Here is a 20,338-nt window from a genome sequence, read left to right as displayed (position 1 = left end):
AGGAACTGACGACTCCGGTACCGGCTCTGACAGGCCTTCACCGACCGCCTCACGGCCCCGCCAAACCGCACTCACGGGAGGTCACGGGCGGGGTTCGCGCCGCTCGGCGTCAGTTGACGGCGGCCTGGCCCCCGGACGAGCCCGGCTCCAGGGCGTCCAGCGCCCGCCGCAGTCCGGTGAGCTTGCGCTCCAGATGGGCCGCCGTCGCCACCGCGGCCGCGTCCGTCGACTCGTCGCCCAGCTGCTTGGACAGGGCCTCCGCCTGCTCCTCCACGGCCGCCAGCCGCGCCGACAGCTCGGCGAGCAGTCCCGCGGGCTCCTTGGCCGCACCGGCCTCGGCCTTGCCGTTGCCCTCCAACTGGAGGCGCAGCAGCGCCGCCTGCTCACGCAGCTGGCAGTTCTTCATGTACAGCTCGACGAAGACGGAGACCTTCGCGCGGAGCACCCACGGGTCGAACGGCTTGGAGATGTAGTCCACCGCGCCCGCCGCGTAGCCGCGGAAGGTGTGGTGCGGCCCGTGGTTGATCGCGGTGAGGAAGATGATCGGGATGTCCCGGGTCCGCTCCCGTCGCTTGATGTGCGCGGCGGTCTCGAAACCGTCCATGCCCGGCATCTGGACGTCCAGCAGGATGACCGCGAAGTCGTCCGTGAGCAGTGCTTTGAGTGCTTCTTCCCCGGACGATGCCCGCACCAGCGTCTGATCGAGCGCCGAGAGGATCGCCTCCAGCGCAAGCAGATTCTCCGGCCGGTCATCGACCAGGAGGATCTTGGCCTTCTGCACCATGGCCCGCCCTCCTCGCCCCGGCGTGGGGCCTCCCCTGTCCGCAGGACTCGGCACGGCACCGGCTGGTGCCGCCCCGGGGGGCGACTCCCTTGCGCCGCCCGTCCTTGTGCCGGTCATCGTAGCCGCACCCCGCCTGTCGCCACACCCTGTCACCGTGATGTCACTGTGCTCGTAGCGGAAACGCGGCGGGAGACCAGAAGGTTCCCCGAATCCCGTGCTTCTACACGGCTTCGGGCACGCTGAGTCAGCGACTCCGCGTGGACCGCGAAGACCCCCCGCCGTTCACGCACACCCCACGTTCGCACACTGCCGCAGCGAGTCGCACCGAAGGTGCCCGCAGGTACGAGGAACTCGTGCCCGAACGTACTACGGGCACGACGTCCGAAGGTACCGACCCCTTCCCGCCGGTCCCGGCCGTGCCCGCCGAAGCCCGGTTCGCGGGCCCCGGCGGCGCTCCCCGCCCCCACTCCCTCGTTCACTCCTCGCGCATCCACTGCTGCATCACCGTCAGCAGGTGGTCGGGGTCGACCGGCTTGGTCACGTAGTCGGAGGCGCCGGACTCGATCGCCTTCTCCCGGTCGCCCTTCATCGCCTTCGCGGTCAGCGCGATGATCGGCAGACCGGCGAACTGGGGCATCCGGCGGATCGCCGTGGTCGTCGCGTATCCATCCATCTCGGGCATCATGATGTCCATCAGGACGACCGCCACGTCCTCGTGCTGCTCCAGGACCTCGATGCCCTCGCGCCCGTTCTCCGCGTAGAGCACGGACAGGCCGTGCTGCTCCAGGACGCTGGTCAGCGCGAAGACGTTGCGGATGTCGTCGTCGACGATCAGCACCTTCTGCCCGCCGAACCGGATCCCCCGGCTCGACTGCGGCGCCGACTCCTGCCCGGCGTCCGGCCGGCGTTCCCGCACCGCGGGCAGGTCCTCGGTCTCGGCCGACCGGCGACGGCGCCGGAACAGTGCCGCCGCACCGTTCTGCGAGTCCTGGTACGACCTCACCTCGGCCGGCGTCTCGACCTCCGATCCCGGCAGCTCGGCCACGGCCCCGGAGGGTGCGGGCAGCTCACCGGCCTCCGCGGAGGGCAGCGGCTGCTGGTACCCGTGCGGGGGCAGCTCGCTCGGACGCAGCGGCAGGTACAGCGTGAACGTCGAGCCGCGGCCCGGTTCGCTCTGGGCCTGGATCTCGCCACCCAGCAACTGCGCGATCTCCCGCGAGATGGACAGGCCCAGGCCCGTGCCGCCGTACTTGCGGCTGGTGGTGCCGTCGGCCTGCTTGAACGCCTCGAAGATCACCCGCATCTTGCTGGCCGCGATCCCGATCCCGGTGTCGCTCACCGAGAACGCGATCAGCTCGGCGTCCGGGTCGTTCATCGAACCCGCCTCCAGCAACTGCTCCCGGATCGCCTGCGGGACGTCGTCCCGGGCCGGCCGGATGACCAGCTCGACGGCGCCCGAGTCGGTGAACTTCACCGCGTTGGACAGCAGGTTGCGCAGCACCTGGAGCAGCCGCTGCTCGTCGGTGTGCAGCGTGGCGGGCAGCTCCGGCGAGACCCGCACCGACAGGTCCAGGCCCTTCTCCGCGGTCAGCGGCCGGAAGGTGGCCTCCACGTAGTCGACCAGCTGGACGAGCGCGATGCGCGTCGGGGAGACGTCCATCTTGCCCGCCTCCACCTTGGACAGGTCGAGGATGTCGTTGATGAGCTGGAGCAGATCGGATCCGGCACCGTGGATCGTCTCGGCGAACTCGACCTGCTTCGGGGAGAGGTTCGCGTCGGCGTTGTCCGCGAGCAACTTGGCCAGAATCAGCAGCGAGTTGAGCGGCGTACGCAGCTCGTGCGACATGTTGGCCAGGAACTCGCTCTTGTAGCGCATGGAGACCGCGAGTTGCTCGGCACGCTCCTCCAGGACCTGCCGCGCCTCCTCGATCTCGGTGTTCTTCACCTCGATGTCGCGGTTCTGCTGCGCCAGCAGCTCGGCCTTCTCCTCCAGTTCGGCGTTGGACGACTGGAGTGCCTTCTGCCGCTGCTCCAACTCCTCGGACCGTTCACGCAGTTGCTCGGTCAGCTCCTGCGACTGGCTCAGCAGCACCTCCGTCTTGGTGTTGACGGAGATGGTGTTGACGCTGGTCGCGATCATCTCGGCGATCTGGTTCAGGAAGTCCTTCTGGATGTGCGTGAACGGCGTGAACGACGCCAGCTCGATGACGCCGAGCACCTGCCCCTCGAACAGCACCGGCAGGACGATCACCTGGGCGGGCGGGGCCTCGCCGAGCCCGGAGGAGATCTTCAGGTAGCCGCTCGGCGCGTTCTCCACGAGGATCGTGCGCTTCTCCTGGGCGGCCGTGCCGACCAGCGCCTCCCCGGGCCGGAACGAGGTGGGCATGGACCCCATCGAGTAGCCGTACGACCCGAGCATCCGCAGCTCGTACGCGTCGCCCTCCGCGCCCGCCTGCTCCTGGCCGTCGACCAGGGGCATCGCGAGGAAGAACGCCCCGTGCTGCGCGGAGACCACGGGCGTCAGCTCGCTCATGATCAGCGAGGCCACGTCCTGGAGGTCCCGGCGGCCCTGCATGAGTCCGGAGATCCGGGCCAGATTGCCCTTGAGCCAGTCCTGCTCCTTGTTGGCGATCGTGGTGTCGCGCAGGTTGGCGATCATCTTGTTGATGTAGTCCTGCAGCTCGGAGATCTCACCGGAGGCGTCCACATCGATCTTCAGGTTCAGATCGCCGCGCGTCACCGCGGTCGCCACGCGCGCGATGGCACGCACCTGCCGGGTCAGGTTCCCGGCCATCTCGTTCACGGACTCCGTCAGGTCGCGCCAGGTGCCGTCGACGTCCCGCACGCGCGCCTGACCGCCCAGCTGCCCCTCGGTGCCCACCTCGCGGGCCACCCGGGTGACCTCCTCGGCGAAGGAGGACAGCTGGTCGACCATCGTGTTGATGGTCGTCTTCAGCTCCAGGATCTCGCCACGCGCGTCAATGTCGATCTTCTTGGTCAGGTCGCCCTTGGCGATCGCCGTGGTGACCATGGCGATGTTGCGCACCTGACCGGTCAGGTTGGACGCCATCTGGTTCACCGACTCGGTGAGGTCCTTCCAGGTGCCCGCCACCCCGGGCACCTGCGCCTGGCCGCCCAGGATGCCGTCGGTACCCACCTCGCGGGCCACCTTGGTCACCTGGTCGGCGAAGGACCGCAGCGTCCGCACCATGGTGTTGAAGGTGTCGGCGAGCTGCGCGACCTCGCCGCGCGCCTCGATCGTCACCGTCCGCGTCAGGTCGCCGTTGGCGACGGCCGCGGCCACCTGGGAGATGTTGCGCACCTGGACGGTGAGGTTCTTGGCCATCAGGTTGACGTTGTCGTTGAGGTCCTTCCAGATACCCACGACGCCCGGCACGCTCGCCTGTCCGCCGAGGATGCCCTCGGTGCCCACCTCGCGGGCCACGCGCGTGACCTGCTCCGCGAACGACGACAGCTGGTCGACCATCGTGTTGACGGTGGTGACCAGCTCGAGGATCTCGCCCTTGGCGTCGACGGTGATCTTCTTCGACAGGTCGCCCTTGGCTACGGCCGTGGTGACCTCGGCGATGTTGCGGACCTGCATGGTCAGGTTGTTGGCCATGCCGTTCACGGACTGCGTGAGGTCCTTCCAGGTGCCGGAGACACCCTGCACCTCCGCCTGCCCGCCGAGGATGCCCTCGGTGCCCACCTCGCGCGCGACGCGCGTGACCTCCTGGGCGAACGACGACAGCTGGTCCACCATCGTGTTCAGGGTGTTCTTCAGCTCCAGGATCTCCCCGCGCGCGTCCACGGTGATCTTCTGGGACAGGTCGCCGCGCGCCACCGCCGTGGCGACCTGCGCGATGTTGCGGACCTGCGCGGTGAGATTGCCGGCCATGCCGTTCACCGAGTCGGTCAGGTCCCGCCACACACCGGCGACGCCGGGCACCTGCGCCTGACCGCCGAGGCGGCCCTCGGTGCCCACCTCGCGGGCCACGCGCGTGACCTGCTCCGCGAACGACGACAGCTGGTCGACCATCGTGTTGATGGTGTTCTTCAGCTCCAGGATCTCGCCGCGCGCGTCGACGTCGATCTTCTGGGACAGGTCACCCCGCGCCACGGCCGTGGTCACCTGCGCGATGTTGCGCACCTGGGAGGTCAGATTGCCGGCCATGGAGTTGACGGAGTCCGTCAGCTCCTTCCAGGTACCCGACACGCCGTCGACCCTGGCCTGACCGCCGAGGCGGCCCTCCGTGCCCACGTCCCGGGCCATCCGCGTCACCTGGTCGGCGAAGCTGGAGAGCTGGTCCACCATCGTGTTGACGGTGTTCTTCAGCTGGAGCATCTCGCCGGAAACGTCCACGGTGACCTTCTGCGACAGGTCGCCGTTGGCCACCGCCGTCGTCACCTGGGCGATGTTCCTCACCTGACCGGTGAGGTTGCGGAACGCGGTGTTGACGGAGTCCGTCAGGTCCTTCCACGTCCCCGCCGCCCCGGGCACCTGCGCCTGCCCGCCCAGCTCACCCTCGACACCGACCTCCCGGGCCACCCGCGTGACCTCGGCGCCGAAGGCGGACAGCTGGTCCACCATCGTGTTGACGGTGTTCTTCAGCTCCAGCATCTCCCCGGCCACGTCCACCGTGACCTTCTGCGACAGGTCGCCGCTGGCCACCGCCGTCGTCACCGCGGCGATGTCGCGCACCTGCGTGGTCAGGTTCCGGAAGACGGTGTTGACGGAGTCCGTCAGGTCCTTCCAGATACCGGCCGCGCCCGGCACGTTCGCCTGCCCGCCGAGCTGGCCCTCACCGCCGGTCTCGTTGGCCACGCGCGTGACCTCGTCCGCGAAGATCCGCAGCGTCTCGGTCATCTGGTTGATCGTCTCGGCGAGCTGCGCGACCTCGCCCCGGGCCGGCACCGTCACCTTCTTCGACAGGTCGCCGTTGGCGACCGCCGTCGTCACATGCGAGATCTCACGCACCTGGGCCGTCAGGTTCCCGGCCATGGTGTTGACGGAGTCGGTCAGCTCCTTCCACACCCCGGCCACGCCCGGCACCTGCGCCTGCCCGCCCAGGGCGCCCTCCGTGCCCACCTCGCGCGCGACGCGCGTCACCTCGGAGGAGAACGCCGAGAGCTGGTCCACCATCGTGTTGACGGTGTTCTTCAACTCCAGCATCTCCCCGGCCACGTGCACCGTGACCTTCCGGGACAGGTCGCCCTTGGCCACGGCCGTCGTCACCAGCGCGATGTCCCGCACCTGGGCGGTGAGCCGGTACGCCATGGTGTTGACGGAGTCCGTCAGGTCCTTCCAGGACCCGGACATGCCCCGCACCCTGGCCTGACCGCCCAGCTTGCCCTCGGTACCGACCTCACTGGCCACCCGAGTGACCTCGTCGGTGAAGGTCGACAACTGGTCGACCAGGTTGTTCACGGTCCGGCCGACCTTCAGGAACTCACCGCGCAGCGGCTGCCCGGTGCCCTCCTCCGTCTGCGTCCGCAGCTCCATGCGCGGCGACAGGTCGCCGTCCGCGACCGCCGACAGCACCCGGCTGACCTCGGACACGGGCCGTACGAGGTCGTCCACCAGCGCGTTCGAGTGGTCGATCGCGGCCGCCCAGGAGCCCTCACAGGCCCCCGTCTCCAGTCGTTCCGTGAGTTTTCCCTCACGTCCGACCATGCGGCGCACCCGCGTCAGCTCACCCGTGAGGTGCAGATTGCGGTCGGCCACCTCGTTGAAGACCGCCGCGATCTCCGACATCACGCCGTCGCCGGACACCGTGAGCCGCCTGCGGAAGTTCCCCTCCCGCATGGACACCAGCGCCGCGAGCAGCCGGTTCAGCGCGGCCGTGTCCACCGTCGTACTGCCGCTCCGCGCGCCGCCGCCCCGCGGTTTGCCCTGGTTACTCAGGGACTGTCCGCCTTTCGCGCGCGTCTTCGTGGCCCGCGTCGCTGCGCCAGACTCCACTGTGTCCCTCCCGCAGGGGTCGACCGATACCGCTGTGCCCGGCCGCCCATACTCGGCGCACCGGGTTACCGCCGCTTGCTTTCCGTACTGCCGGGCGATCCGGCCCGGCACGCCGGACCGCTTCCAGGGCTGCTGCCCACCCGACTCGGCGCGCATTCACCTGCCCGGACCTTCATAAGCAGCCTGCCCAGTGTTTCACCCCGGCTGAACCAGGCCATAACAGTTCGGCAGCTTCGCACATCGTCCGCACACCCTCTGGGCGGAAACACTGCAGACCGGCATCCGCATGGACGGCGAAGGTAAGTAACCTTGCATGCGGCTGTCCAGCCAAGCCGGTCCGACCGGTCTGGGCGGTGGCACGGAGACGAGCGGGCATCGGAGGGGCGGCCGGAATGACCACCGGACTGATCCCGGGGGAGCAGCCCCCGGATCCCGGGCCGACGGACGGGCTGCCGCAGCAGCGGCAGGAGCCGGTCGGCCATGAGGCCGTGCACGGGGAGAGAGGGTCGAGGAGTTCTGTGATCACCGCGCGTGCGGCCGCCAGCTTCGAACCCGTGGGCCGGTCCGTGGCGAGTGCCCGGTCCTTCGTCCGCGACACGCTTCAGGGCTGGGGTCATGCCGACATCGTCGACGACGCCGTGGTGCTCACCAGTGAGCTGGTGACCAACGCCGTCGTGCACGCCGGCACCACCGCCGACGTCGTGTGCCTGCGCAGTGACGACGGCGTACGGATCGAGGTCGCCGACCACTATCCGGAGCGCGAGGTCCCGCTCCAGGGCTCCCCCGCCACCATGGGCAGCCTCGACCGCGAGGGCGGCCGCGGCCTCCAGCTGTGCGCGGCGCTGGCCGACCGCTGGGGCGTCGAGTACACGCCCACGCTCAAGAACGTCTGGTTCCACCTTCATCTGCCCGAGCGTCCGGTCGGCACCCGCGCCGCGGGCCCCGCCCTCCCGGCCGCCCTGCTGCCCCTGGCCGACGGCCGGGTCCGCGTCGCCGTCGTCCAGATCGACCGCAGCGGCGCGGTCACGTCCTGGAACGAGGACGCGGAGGATCTCTTCGGTTACTCCGCCGACCAGGTCACCGGCAAGCCGCTGACCGACCTCGCGGCCTGGCCGCACACCCCGGGCACCAGCACGGGCATCGCCGAGGCACTCCGGCTCTCCCGCTGGGAGGGCAGCTACGGCATAAGGGGCGCCAACGGCCGTGTGACTCCGGTCTACGCCTCCCACCTCCGCGTCCGCGACGCCGACGGCGAGCCCTCCACGGTCTGCCTCCTCGTCCGCGACCACGAACGCGCGGTGCTGCAGACCCCGTTGCGCGTGCCGGCCTGCGACTCCTCGTCCTCCGAGGGGCAGAGCGCCGATCCCTTCGAGGTGTTCATCGGCTCTCCGGCCCCGGACGACCTCGACGGCCTGCTCCAGCGCACGGTCGAACGCGCCCGCGACATGCTCGACGCCGACGCCGCCTTCCTGCTCCTGGCCACGGACGACGAAACGGAGTTGGAGGTCCGCGCGTCCACGGGGCTGCCCTCCGCCCGTCAGCGGTTCGCCCGCGTTCCCGTCGAGGCCGGACCCGGCCGCTACGGTTCGGCGCGCATGCCCGCCGTCCACGACGACCTCCCGGCCGTCCCCGGCGCGGTCCCGCTGCTCAACGGCACCGGCATGCGCTCGGTCGTCACCGTCCCCCTCAAGGTGGAGGGCCGCCTGACCGGTTCCCTCGGCGTCGCCGCCGAGTCGGCCGGCCGGTACTCCAACGAGGAGGCGCTGCGGCTCCAGTTCGCGGCCGACCGCATCGCCCTGGCCGTCGAGTCGGCCCGCCTCGGCGAGCTGGAGCGGTTGCGCCGCGGCTCGCTCAGCTTCCTCGTGGAGGCCTCCGACCTCCTCGCCGGCACGCTGGACCGCGACCAGACGCTGGCCCTGATGGCGCAGATGACGGTCCCGACGCTGGCATCCTGGTGCGCCGTCTACACCATCGCCGACCAGTCCTCGGACCCCTACCTGTCCTACGTCCTGCACGAGGACGAGGAACTGATCGACGGCATCAAGTCCCTCCTGTCGAAGATCGCGCCGCCCGACCCGGTGCCCACCCCGGGCGCCCGGGTGTGGACGGCCCCCGCCGAGATGGCCCACCAGGCGGCCCTGCGTACCTCCATGCGCGATCTCGGCCTCAGCGGCAGCCCGACGCAGCCTTTGAGCACCGGCATCGGTCCGACGCTTGCCACGGCCTCCGCGGTCGGCGGCGAGACCGTCGTCCTTCCGCTGGTCGCCCGCAACCGCGTCATCGGCATGCTGACGCTCGGCAAGCCGACCGACGACCACTTCCGCCAGGAGATCCTGGAGCTGGCCGAGGATCTGTCCCGCAGGGCCGCTCTGGCCCTCGACAACGCCCGGTTGTACTCGGAGCGCACGGCCATCAGCCAGTCCCTGCAGCGCAGTCTCCTGCCGCCCGAGCTGCCGTTGATCGACGGTGTCGAGGTGGAGGTCATCTACCGCGCGGCCGGCGAGGGCAACGAGGTCGGCGGCGACTTCTACGACCTCTTCCCGATCAGCGACGGCGCCTACGGCTTCGCCATCGGCGACGTCTGCGGTACGGGCCCGAACGCCGCGGCCGTCACGGGCCTGGCCCGGCACGCGCTGCGCCTGCTCGCCCGCGAGGGCCTGACCGGCCCGGCGGTCCTGGAGCGCCTCAACTCCGCGATCCTCGACGAGGGGGCCCGCAGTCGTTTCCTCACGCTGTTGTACGGCGAGATGCGCCCGCAGGAGGACGGCAGCGCCGAGCTGAAGGTGGTCTGTGCCGGGCATCCGCTGCCGCTGCGTCTCCGTCAGGACGGCACGGTCGAGCCGGCCGCGGAACCGCAGCCCCTGCTGGGTGTCATAGAGGACCTGGAGCTCTACGAGCAGACGGTCACCCTCGACCCGGGCGATGTCCTGCTCTGTGTCACGGACGGCGTCACCGAGCGCCGTGAGGGCACCCGCATGCTGGGCGACGACGGGCTCGCCGATGTGCTCACCACTTGCACGGGCCTGACCGCCGGCGCGGTGGCGGCCCGCATCATGCGCGCGGTGGAGCGTTTCGCGTCGGACGCACCGTCCGACGACATGGCGATTCTCGCGATGCGTGTCCCGGAGCCCCACGCGGACTAGCGTGCGGGCCCGGGGCCTTGGCCCCGGGTATGCGAAAGGCCCCGCCCGAGTGGGCGGGGCCTTCGTCGTGGAGCCCCCAAACGGAATCGAACCGTTGACCTTCTCCTTACCATGGAGACGCTCTACCGACTGAGCTATAGGGGCCTGTCGCATTTCGAGGTTTCCCTCGCGGCAACGGAATAGATCATACCCCGAACAAGCCGGTGCTCCCAACCACGGACTCGGTCTCAGTACGCGGGTTGCAGCAGTCCCCCGAGGGAATTGCAGGCGGACACGATCCGCTGCATGTCCCGCTTGGTCAACGCGGCCTCGACGGGCAGCGCGAGCGTTTCGTCGACGGCACGTTCCGTTTCCGGCAACGACACGCATTGGCGAAATTCCGGCATACGGTGCACGGGAGTCCTTACGGGCACCCGGCATTCCACTCCCCTGGCCCGCACGGCACGGGCGAAGGCGTCACGGTCGGGCCGGCCGTTCCCCGGCACCCGCACCACGTACTGCTGGTAGGTGTGCCCGTCGCCCCAGTCCGGGGTGCGCAGGCCCCTGAGTTTCCCGTCGAGGTAGGCCGCCCGTTGCCTGCGTCGCGCCGTCTCGTCGTACGGCGTCTCGGATTCGCCGTGTTCCAGTACGAGCAGCCCCTGCCGCTGTCCGACCTCGTGCAGCGGACGCATGTCCGCAGGCCGCCCGAAGCGGTGCACGACGACGACGGCCGCGGTCCGGGGCGTCAGCGCCGCCTCCACGACGGCACCGTCCAGGCAGTACGTCGTCGGTTCTATGTCCGCGAACACCGGTGACGCGCCGACCTGTGAGACGGCCTCGGCGACTTCCACGTTGCCGAAGGCAGGTACGACGACCTCGTCGCCGACGCCCACGCCGGCGGCCCTGAGCATTGCTGCAGTACCCATACGTGGGATGGTCGGGGCGCAACGTGAACTCGAAGTGACGGAAAGTAAAAAAGGGTGGGTCCCGGAACCGAAGTTCCGGGACCCACCCTCCAATGATTGTTCGGCGGCGTCCTACTCTCCCACAGGGTCCCCCCTGCAGTACCATCGGCGCTGTAAGGCTTAGCTTCCGGGTTCGAAATGTAACCGGGCGTTTCCCCTACGCTATGACCACCGAAACACTATGAAACATACAACCGCACCACGCTGTGGACGTGGGGTTGTTCGTGGTTTCAGAACCAACACAGTGGACGCGAGCAACTGAGGACAAGCCCTCGGCCTATTAGTACCGGTCACCTCCACACCTCACGGTGCTTCCAGATCCGGCCTATCAACCCAGTCGTCTACTGGGAGCCTTAACCCCTCAAGGGGGTGGGAGTCCTCATCTCGAAGCAGGCTTCCCGCTTAGATGCTTTCAGCGGTTATCCCTCCCGAACGTAGCCAACCAGCCATGCCCTTGGCAGGACAACTGGCACACCAGAGGTTCGTCCGTCCCGGTCCTCTCGTACTAGGGACAGCCCTTCTCAAGACTCCTACGCGCACAGCGGATAGGGACCGAACTGTCTCACGACGTTCTAAACCCAGCTCGCGTACCGCTTTAATGGGCGAACAGCCCAACCCTTGGGACCGACTCCAGCCCCAGGATGCGACGAGCCGACATCGAGGTGCCAAACCATCCCGTCGATATGGACTCTTGGGGAAGATCAGCCTGTTATCCCCGGGGTACCTTTTATCCGTTGAGCGACGGCGCTTCCACAAGCCACCGCCGGATCACTAGTCCCGACTTTCGTCCCTGCTCGACCCGTCGGTCTCACAGTCAAGCTCCCTTGTGCACTTACACTCAACACCTGATTGCCAACCAGGCTGAGGGAACCTTTGGGCGCCTCCGTTACTCTTTAGGAGGCAACCGCCCCAGTTAAACTACCCATCAGACACTGTCCCTGATCCGGATCACGGACCCAGGTTAGACATCCAGCACGACCAGACTGGTATTTCAACGACGACTCCACCCACACTGGCGTGCGAGTTTCAAAGTCTCCCAGCTATCCTACACAAGCCGAACCGAACACCAATATCAAACTGTAGTAAAGGTCCCGGGGTCTTTCCGTCCTGCTGCGCGAAACGAGCATCTTTACTCGTAGTGCAATTTCACCGGGCCTATGGTTGAGACAGTCGAGAAGTCGTTACGCCATTCGTGCAGGTCGGAACTTACCCGACAAGGAATTTCGCTACCTTAGGATGGTTATAGTTACCACCGCCGTTTACTGGCGCTTAAGTTCTCAGCTTCGCCACACCGAAATGTGACTAACCGGTCCCCTTAACGTTCCAGCACCGGGCAGGCGTCAGTCCGTATACATCGCCTTACGGCTTCGCACGGACCTGTGTTTTTAGTAAACAGTCGCTTCTCGCTGGTCTCTGCGGCCACCCCCAGCTCAGAGTGTAAAACTCGTCACCAGGTGTGGCCCCCCTTCTCCCGAAGTTACGGGGGCATTTTGCCGAGTTCCTTAACCATAGTTCACCCGAACGCCTCGGTATTCTCTACCTGACCACCTGAGTCGGTTTAGGGTACGGGCCGCCATGAAACTCGCTAGAGGCTTTTCTCGACAGCATAGGATCATCCACTTCACCACAATCGGCTCGGCATCAGGTCTCAGCCACATGTACGACGGATTTACCTATCGCACGGCCTACACCCTTACCCCGGGACAACCACCGCCCGGGATGGACTACCTTCCTGCGTCACCCCATCACTCACCTACTAACCGCTTGGTTCGGCGGCTCCACCACTCCCCTCAACTCCGAAGAGATCAGGGCGGCTTCACGGCCTTAGCATCACGATGCTCGATGTTTGACGCTTCACAGCGGGTACCGGAATATCAACCGGTTATCCATCGACTACGCCTGTCGGCCTCGCCTTAGGTCCCGACTTACCCTGGGCAGATCAGCTTGACCCAGGAACCCTTAGTCAATCGGCGCAAACGTTTCTCACGTTTGTATCGCTACTCATGCCTGCATTCTCACTCGTGAACCGTCCACAACTCGCTTCCGCGGCTGCTTCACCCGGCACACGACGCTCCCCTACCCATCACAGCCGGCGTTGGCCGTATTGCTGCAATGACACGACTTCGGCGGTACGCTTGAGCCCCGCTACATTGTCGGCGCGGAATCACTAGACCAGTGAGCTATTACGCACTCTTTCAAGGGTGGCTGCTTCTAAGCCAACCTCCTGGTTGTCTGTGCGACTCCACATCCTTTCCCACTTAGCGTACGCTTAGGGGCCTTAGTCGATGCTCTGGGCTGTTTCCCTCTCGACCATGGAGCTTATCCCCCACAGTCTCACTGCCGCGCTCTCACTTACCGGCATTCGGAGTTTGGCTAAGGTCAGTAACCCGGTAGGGCCCATCGCCTATCCAGTGCTCTACCTCCGGCAAGAAACACACGACGCTGCACCTAAATGCATTTCGGGGAGAACCAGCTATCACGGAGTTTGATTGGCCTTTCACCCCTAACCACAGGTCATCCCCCAGGTTTTCAACCCTGGTGGGTTCGGTCCTCCACGACCTCTTACAGCCGCTTCAACCTGCCCATGGCTAGATCACTCCGCTTCGGGTCTTGAGCGTGCTACTGAAACGCCCTGTTCGGACTCGCTTTCGCTACGGCTTCCCCACCCGGGTTAACCTCGCAACACACCGCAAACTCGCAGGCTCATTCTTCAAAAGGCACGCAGTCACGACGCAAGGACAAGTCCTTGCGCGACGCTCCCACGGCTTGTAGGCACACGGTTTCAGGTACTATTTCACTCCGCTCCCGCGGTACTTTTCACCATTCCCTCACGGTACTATCCGCTATCGGTCACCAGGGAATATTTAGGCTTAGCGGGTGGTCCCGCCAGATTCACACGGGATTTCTCGGGCCCCGTGCTACTTGGGTGTCTCTCAAACGAGCCGCTAATGTTTCGACTACGGGGGTCTTACCCTCTACGCCGGACCTTTCGCATGTCCTTCGCCTACATCAACGGTTTCTGACTCGTCCTGTTGCCGGCAGACAACAGAAGAGAGATCCCACAACCCCGCACACGCAACCCCTGCCGGGTCTCACACGTATACGGTTTGGCCTCATCCGGTTTCGCTCGCCACTACTCCCGGAATCACGGTTGTTTTCTCTTCCTGCGGGTACTGAGATGTTTCACTTCCCCGCGTTCCCTCCACTTGCCCTATGTGTTCAGGCAAGGGTGACAGCCCATGACGACTGCCGGGTTTCCCCATTCGGACACCCCCGGATCAAAGCCTGGTTGACGACTCCCCGGGGCCTATCGTGGCCTCCCACGTCCTTCATCGGTTCCTGGTGCCAAGGCATCCACCGTGCGCCCTTAAAAACTTGGCCACAGATGCTCGCGTCCACTGTGCAGTTCTCAAACAACGACCAACCACCCATCACCCCGGGAAGAAACTCCCGAGTGCACTGGGGCCGGCAACTGAAGGAAGATCATTCCCTCAGACACCCAACAGCGTGCCCGACACGTTCAGTCAAGACCCTGCGTTCCACGCCGAAGCAGTACTAGCAGTCCTCATCCCGATCGTGCCGAATAGTCAACGTTCCACCCATGAGCAACCAGTGCGAGACATTCGCCCGCATACTGGCCTCTGACCAGCCCGAAGACCGGTAAGAAATGCTCCTTAGAAAGGAGGTGATCCAGCCGCACCTTCCGGTACGGCTACCTTGTTACGACTTCGTCCCAATCGCCAGTCCCACCTTCGACAGCTCCCTCCCACAAGGGGTTGGGCCACCGGCTTCGGGTGTTACCGACTTTCGTGACGTGACGGGCGGTGTGTACAAGGCCCGGGAACGTATTCACCGCAGCAATGCTGATCTGCGATTACTAGCGACTCCGACTTCATGGGGTCGAGTTGCAGACCCCAATCCGAACTGAGACCGGCTTTTTGAGATTCGCTCCACCTTGCGGTATCGCAGCTCATTGTACCGGCCATTGTAGCACGTGTGCAGCCCAAGACATAAGGGGCATGATGACTTGACGTCGTCCCCACCTTCCTCCGAGTTGACCCCGGCGGTCTCCCGTGAGTCCCCAACACCCCGAAGGGCTTGCTGGCAACACGGGACAAGGGTTGCGCTCGTTGCGGGACTTAACCCAACATCTCACGACACGAGCTGACGACAGCCATGCACCACCTGTACACCGACCACAAGGGGGGCACCATCTCTGATGCTTTCCGGTGTATGTCAAGCCTTGGTAAGGTTCTTCGCGTTGCGTCGAATTAAGCCACATGCTCCGCCGCTTGTGCGGGCCCCCGTCAATTCCTTTGAGTTTTAGCCTTGCGGCCGTACTCCCCAGGCGGGGCACTTAATGCGTTAGCTGCGGCACGGACAACGTGGAATGTTGCCCACACCTAGTGCCCACCGTTTACGGCGTGGACTACCAGGGTATCTAATCCTGTTCGCTCCCCACGCTTTCGCTCCTCAGCGTCAGTATCGGCCCAGAGATCCGCCTTCGCCACCGGTGTTCCTCCTGATATCTGCGCATTTCACCGCTACACCAGGAATTCCGATCTCCCCTACCGAACTCTAGCCTGCCCGTATCGACTGCAGACCCGGGGTTAAGCCCCGGGCTTTCACAACCGACGTGACAAGCCGCCTACGAGCTCTTTACGCCCAATAATTCCGGACAACGCTTGCGCCCTACGTATTACCGCGGCTGCTGGCACGTAGTTAGCCGGCGCTTCTTCTGCAGGTACCGTCACTTTCGCTTCTTCCCTGCTGAAAGAGGTTTACAACCCGAAGGCCGTCATCCCTCACGCGGCGTCGCTGCATCAGGCTTTCGCCCATTGTGCAATATTCCCCACTGCTGCCTCCCGTAGGAGTCTGGGCCGTGTCTCAGTCCCAGTGTGGCCGGTCGCCCTCTCAGGCCGGCTACCCGTCGTCGCCTTGGTGAGCCATTACCTCACCAACAAGCTGATAGGCCGCGGGCTCATCCTGCACCGCCGGAGCTTTCGAACCTCGCAGATGCCCGCGAGGATCAGTATCCGGTATTAGACCCCGTTTCCAGGGCTTGTCCCAGAGTGCAGGGCAGATTGCCCACGTGTTACTCACCCGTTCGCCACTAATCCCCACCGAAGTGGTTCATCGTTCGACTTGCATGTGTTAAGCACGCCGCCAGCGTTCGTCCTGAGCCAGGATCAAACTCTCCGTGAATGTTTACCCGTAATCGGGTGACACCACGAGAGCGGAACAGTCGGAGGAATAATCCGACCGTTCACAGCGTCCTCGCTGTGTGTTACTTCAAAGGAACCTCGTCCCAGCCGAATGGCCGGAGACGGGGTATCAACATATCTGGCGTTGACTTTTGGCACGCTGTTGAGTTCTCAAGGAACGGACGCTTCCTTTGTACTCACCCTCTCGGGCTTTCCTCCGGGCGCTTCCCTTCGGTCTTGCGTTTCCGACTCTATCAGATCTTTCCGATCCGATTTCCTCGGTGCTTTCCAGGTTCTCGCTTTCGCGTTTCCCTTTCCGGCGGTTCCGACTTTATCAGAGATTCTGAGTCGGAATTTCCACCCTCCGGGGCCGACTCCGATCCACGAAGTGGTCGGGTGCCCGTCCGAGCGGAGATGTAAACGTACTGGAGCGGGGCGCCTCGATGCAAATCGAGGCGCCCCGCTCCAGGTTGGCGCTGTCAGCGGCCCGACGGGCCGTCAGACCTCGACGACGACAGGCAGGATCATCGGCCGGCGTCGGTACGTGTCCGACACCCACTTGCCGAGGGTCCTGCGCACCAGCTGCTGGAGCTGGTGCGGCTCGACGACGCCGTCCTGGGCCGAGCGTTCCAGCACTTCGACGACCTTGGGGAGCACCGCGGCGAACGCCGAGTCCTCGATGCCCGAGCCCCGGGCCTGGACGTGCGGCCCACCGGTGATCTTGCCGGTGGACGAGTCCATCACCACGAAGACCGAGATGATGCCCTCGTCACCGAGGATCTTGCGGTCCTTGAGGGCCGGCTCGCCGACGTCACCGACCGAGAGGCCGTCGACGTAGACGTACCCCGCCTGCACCTTGCCGGAGATCTTGGCCTTGCCCTCGACCAGGTCGACGACCACGCCGTCCTCCGCGATGACGATGCGGTCGTGCGGGACACCGGTCAGGGCGCCCAGTTCGGCGTTGGCGCGCAGGTGGCGCCATTCACCGTGGACCGGCATCAGGTTCTTCGGGCGGCAGATGTTGTAGAAGTACAGCAACTCGCCGGCCGAGGCGTGGCCCGAGACGTGGACCTTGGCGTTGCCCTTGTGGACGACGTTGGCGCCCCAGCGGGTCAGGCCGTTGATCACGCGGTACACCGCGTTCTCGTTGCCGGGGATGAGGGACGAGGCCAGGATCACGGTGTCGCCGTTGACGATGCGGATCTGGTGGTCCCGGTTGGCCATGCGGGACAGGGCGGCCATCGGTTCGCCCTGGGAGCCCGTGCAGACCAGGACCACTTCGCTGTCGGGCAGGTCGTCGAGCGTCTTGACGTCGACGACGAGGCCCGGCGGCACCTTGAGGTAGCCGAGGTCCCGGGCGATGCCCATGTTGCGGACCATGGAGCGGCCGACGAAGGCGACCCTGCGGCCGTACTCGTGCGCCGCGTCCAGGATCTGCTGGATGCGGTGGACGTGGCTGGCGAAGCTCGCCACGATGATCCGCTTGCGGGCGCCGCCGAAGACCTGGCGCAGCACGTTCGAGATGTCCCGCTCGGGCGGGACGAAGCCCGGCACCTCGGCGTTCGTCGAGTCGGCCAGGAGAAGGTCGATGCCCTCTTCGCTGAGCCGGGCGAACGCGTGCAGGTCCGTGAGGCGGCCGTCCAGCGGAAGCTGGTCCATCTTGAAGTCGCCGGTGTGGACGACCATGCCCGCCGGCGTGCGGATGGCCACGGCCAGCGCGTCCGGGATGGAGTGGTTGACCGCGACGAACTCGCAGTCGAAGGGGCCGACGCGTTCGCGGTGCCCCTCCGCCACCTCGAGGGTGTACGGGCGGATGCGGTGTTCCTGGAGCTTGGCCTCGATGAGCGCGAGGGTCAGCTTGGAGCCGATCAGCGGGATGTCCGGCTTCTCGCGCAGGAGGAAGGGAACGCCGCCGATGTGGTCCTCGTGGCCATGGGTCAGGACGATGCCCTCGATGTCGTCGAGGCGGTCCCGGATGGACGAGAAGTCCGGCAGGATCAGGTCGATTCCGGGCTGCTCCTCCTCGGGGAAGAGCACCCCGCAGTCGACGATCAGCAGACGGCCGTCGAACTCGAAGACCGTCATGTTGCGGCCGATTTCGCCCAGCCCGCCGAGCGGGGTGACCCGGAGGCCACCCTTGGCGAGCGCCGGGGGCCGGCCCAGTTCAGGATGCGGATGACTCAAAAGACTCTCCTCACCACGCGCGCCACGTACCGGTGGCACGTGGCGCGCGTGACGTTCGTGCAGAAGCAGTTGTCGAAGTGGGTGCGGGCACCGGTGGCCCGCCTATTCAGTTGTGAAGTCCGTCGTCCGGCCGTGCGGTGGTGCGAAGTCCGTTGTCAGAGCTGTACCCCGCCGGCGGCAAGATCGATCTTGAGCTGGTCGGTCTCCTCGGTGGTGAGACCCACCATCGGTGCGCGCAGGGGCCCGGCGGGCAGCCCCAGAAGGGCGAGCGCGGCCTTGGTGGTCATGACGCCCTGGGTGCGGAACATGCCGGTGAACACCGGGAGTAGCTTCTGGTGGATCTCCAGTGCCTTCTGTACGTCACCCGCGACGTGCGCGTCCACCATGGCGCGCAGTTCGGGGGTGACGACGTGGCCGACGACGGAGACGAAGCCGACCGCGCCCACGGAGAGCAGCGGCAGGTTCAGCATGTCGTCGCCGGAGTACCAGGCGAGGCCGGAGCGCGCGATGGCCCAGCTCGCGCGGCCGAGGTCGCCCTTGGCGTCCTTGTTCGCGACGATCCGCGGGTGCTCGGCGAGGCGTACCAGCGTCTCGGTGTTGATCGGGACGCCGCTGCGGCCGGGGATGTCGTAGAGCATGACCGGCAGCGCCGCCGCGTCGGCGATCGCCGTGAAGTGGAGGTACAGGCCCTCCTGCGGGGGCTTGTTGTAGTACGGCGTGACGAGCAGCAGGCCGTGTGCGCCGGCGCGCTCGGCGGCGCGGGCCAGTTCGATGCTGTGCTGGGTGTTGTTGGTGCCGACTCCGGCTACGACGTGCGCCCGGTCGCCGACGGCCTCCAGGACGACTCGTACGAGGTCCGATTTCTCCGCGTCGCTGGTGGTGGGGGACTCGCCGGTGGTGCCGTTGACGATCAGGCCGTCGTTGCCTGCGTCCACCAGGTGGGTGGCGAGCCGCTGGGCGCCGTCGAGGTCGAGTGCGCCGTCCGCCGTGAAGGGCGTGACCATGGCGGTGAGGACCCGCCCGAAGGGGGTCTGCGGAGTGGAGGTCGGAGCCATGGGTTACACGCTACTCGTTGCTCAGGGCGGGGTCTGCCCTCGGGGGAGGCGGCAGGTCGGAACGGATGTGGAGCCCGGCACTGCCTGCTCGGGGGTTCAGGCAGTGCCGGGTCCCTTTGATCAGGCTAGATGAACTTCTCCAAACGCCGCAATCCGGACACTTCGCACGGCTGATCCGTACATCTGTGCCCGCCCGGCGCATGAGCCGGTCCGAACGGGCCGGTCGGACCGGCTCACGCGCCGGCGCGTTACGGCGCCACGCGCCCGTTGGCGTTGAAGGCGGCGTGGGTGAGCGGCATGAGACGGGCCCACTCCGCCTCCATCTTCTCGCCGACCATCTCGATCTCCCGCTGCGGGAAGGAGGGCACCTTCGCCAGCTCGTGCTGGGTGCGCAGGCCCAGGAAGTGCATCAGCGAGCGCGCGTTGCAGGTCGCGTACATCGAGGAGTACAGGCCGACGGGGAGCACCGCGCGGGCCACTTCGCGGGCGACGCCGGCGGCGAGCATCCGCTGGTACGTCGCGTAGGCCTGGCGGTAGGAGTCCTCCATGGCGCCGCCCACCAGCTCGTGCTGCTCCGGGGTGCCCTCGACGAAGACGTACTTGCCGGGGCGGCCCTGCTGCACCAGCTTGCGGGAGGCGTCGGGCACGTAGAAGACCGGCTGGAGCTCCCGGTAGCGGCCCGACTCCTCGTTGTAGGACCAGCCGACGCGGTGCCGCATGAACTCCCGGAAGACGAAGATCGGGGCGCTCACGAAGAAGGTCATCGAGTTGTGCTCGAACGGGCTGCCGTGCCGGTCCCGCATCAGGTAGTTGATCAGGCCCTTCGAGCGCTCCGGGTCCTTCTTCAGCTCGTCCAGGGACTGCTCCCCGGCGGTCGAGACGCGGGCCGCGAACAGCACGTCGGAGTCGGTCGCGGCGCTCTTGACCAGCTCCACGGTGATGTCACTGCGGAGGTCGATCTTGAAGTCGTCGGCGGGGGTGTCGGTCACGGGTGGAGGGCCTTCCCATCTGGTCGCTCGGCGCCCGGCGCGGCGCCCGGCGAGGCCACTCTACGGCCCGCCA

Annotated in this window: 7 protein-coding genes, 1 tRNA gene and 3 rRNA genes; 1 reads left to right on the top strand and 10 read right to left on the bottom strand. The window is 66.4% G+C overall.

Features of this window, described 5'->3' with window-relative positions:
* Positions 1–109: 109 nt before the first annotated feature.
* Entirely contained in the window at positions 110–784 is a 675-nt protein-coding gene (locus tag BJ961_RS08505; protein WP_271320687.1) for a response regulator, read from the bottom strand.
* 475 nt (positions 785–1,259) lie between these two features.
* Complete coding sequence (locus BJ961_RS08500) at positions 1,260–6,746, bottom strand: HAMP domain-containing protein (protein ID WP_271320686.1); 5,487 nt, start codon at positions 6,744–6,746, stop codon at positions 1,260–1,262.
* 392 nt (positions 6,747–7,138) lie between these two features.
* Here BJ961_RS08500 and BJ961_RS08495 point away from each other — a divergent pair, with 392 nt between their 5' ends.
* Positions 7,139–9,889, top strand: coding sequence for a SpoIIE family protein phosphatase (locus tag BJ961_RS08495; protein ID WP_271320685.1), 2,751 nt, complete (start codon positions 7,139–7,141; stop codon positions 9,887–9,889).
* Positions 9,890–9,957: 68 nt separating this feature from the next.
* Here BJ961_RS08495 and BJ961_RS08490 read toward each other — a convergent pair.
* From BJ961_RS08490 to thyX, 8 genes are all read right to left on the bottom strand, one after another.
* A tRNA-Thr gene (locus tag BJ961_RS08490) sits at positions 9,958–10,033 on the bottom strand.
* Between the two features lie 83 nt (positions 10,034–10,116).
* Positions 10,117–10,779 carry a DegT/DnrJ/EryC1/StrS family aminotransferase gene (locus BJ961_RS08485; protein ID WP_271417000.1) on the bottom strand — a complete coding sequence of 221 codons (663 nt, stop codon included), beginning with the start codon at positions 10,777–10,779 and terminating at the stop codon, positions 10,117–10,119.
* Between the two features lie 113 nt (positions 10,780–10,892).
* Positions 10,893–11,009 (bottom strand): 5S ribosomal RNA (gene rrf, locus BJ961_RS08480).
* 84 nt (positions 11,010–11,093) lie between these two features.
* Positions 11,094–14,214: ribosomal RNA gene (locus BJ961_RS08475) — 23S ribosomal RNA — on the bottom strand.
* Between the two features lie 297 nt (positions 14,215–14,511).
* A 16S ribosomal RNA gene (locus tag BJ961_RS08470) occupies positions 14,512–16,038 on the bottom strand.
* Together the 16S, 23S and 5S rRNA genes form the textbook arrangement of a ribosomal RNA operon.
* A gap of 497 nt (positions 16,039–16,535) precedes the next feature.
* Entirely contained in the window at positions 16,536–18,221 is a 1,686-nt protein-coding gene (locus BJ961_RS08465) for a ribonuclease J (RefSeq protein ID WP_271320684.1), read from the bottom strand.
* Between the two features lie 155 nt (positions 18,222–18,376).
* Positions 18,377–19,276: a 4-hydroxy-tetrahydrodipicolinate synthase gene (gene dapA / locus BJ961_RS08460; protein WP_271320683.1), complete on the bottom strand. Its 900-nt coding sequence runs from the start codon at positions 19,274–19,276 to the stop codon at positions 18,377–18,379.
* Between the two features lie 248 nt (positions 19,277–19,524).
* Positions 19,525–20,265 (bottom strand): FAD-dependent thymidylate synthase, encoded by a 741-nt coding sequence (gene thyX, locus BJ961_RS08455; protein WP_271320682.1) that lies wholly within the window; start codon positions 20,263–20,265, stop codon positions 19,525–19,527.
* Between the last annotated feature and the right edge of the window lie 73 nt (positions 20,266–20,338).

Origin of the sequence: Streptomyces lienomycini (assembly GCF_027947595.1) — a bacterium.
GTDB lineage: Bacteria > Actinomycetota > Actinomycetes > Streptomycetales > Streptomycetaceae > Streptomyces > Streptomyces lienomycini.
The sequence above is the reverse complement of the archived record's forward strand: the minus strand, read 5'-3'. Positions and strand labels throughout refer to the sequence as shown.

Coding starts and splice junctions, on each gene's coding strand:
- BJ961_RS08505 (WP_271320687.1), bottom strand. CDS start 784: ATGGTGCAGAAGGCCAAGATCCTCCTGGTCGATGACCGGCCGGAGAAT.
- BJ961_RS08495 (WP_271320685.1), top strand. CDS start 7,139: ATGACCACCGGACTGATCCCGGGGGAGCAGCCCCCGGATCCCGGGCCG.
- BJ961_RS08485 (WP_271417000.1), bottom strand. CDS start 10,779: ATGCTCAGGGCCGCCGGCGTGGGCGTCGGCGACGAGGTCGTCGTACCT.
- dapA (WP_271320683.1), bottom strand. CDS start 19,276: ATGGCTCCGACCTCCACTCCGCAGACCCCCTTCGGGCGGGTCCTCACC.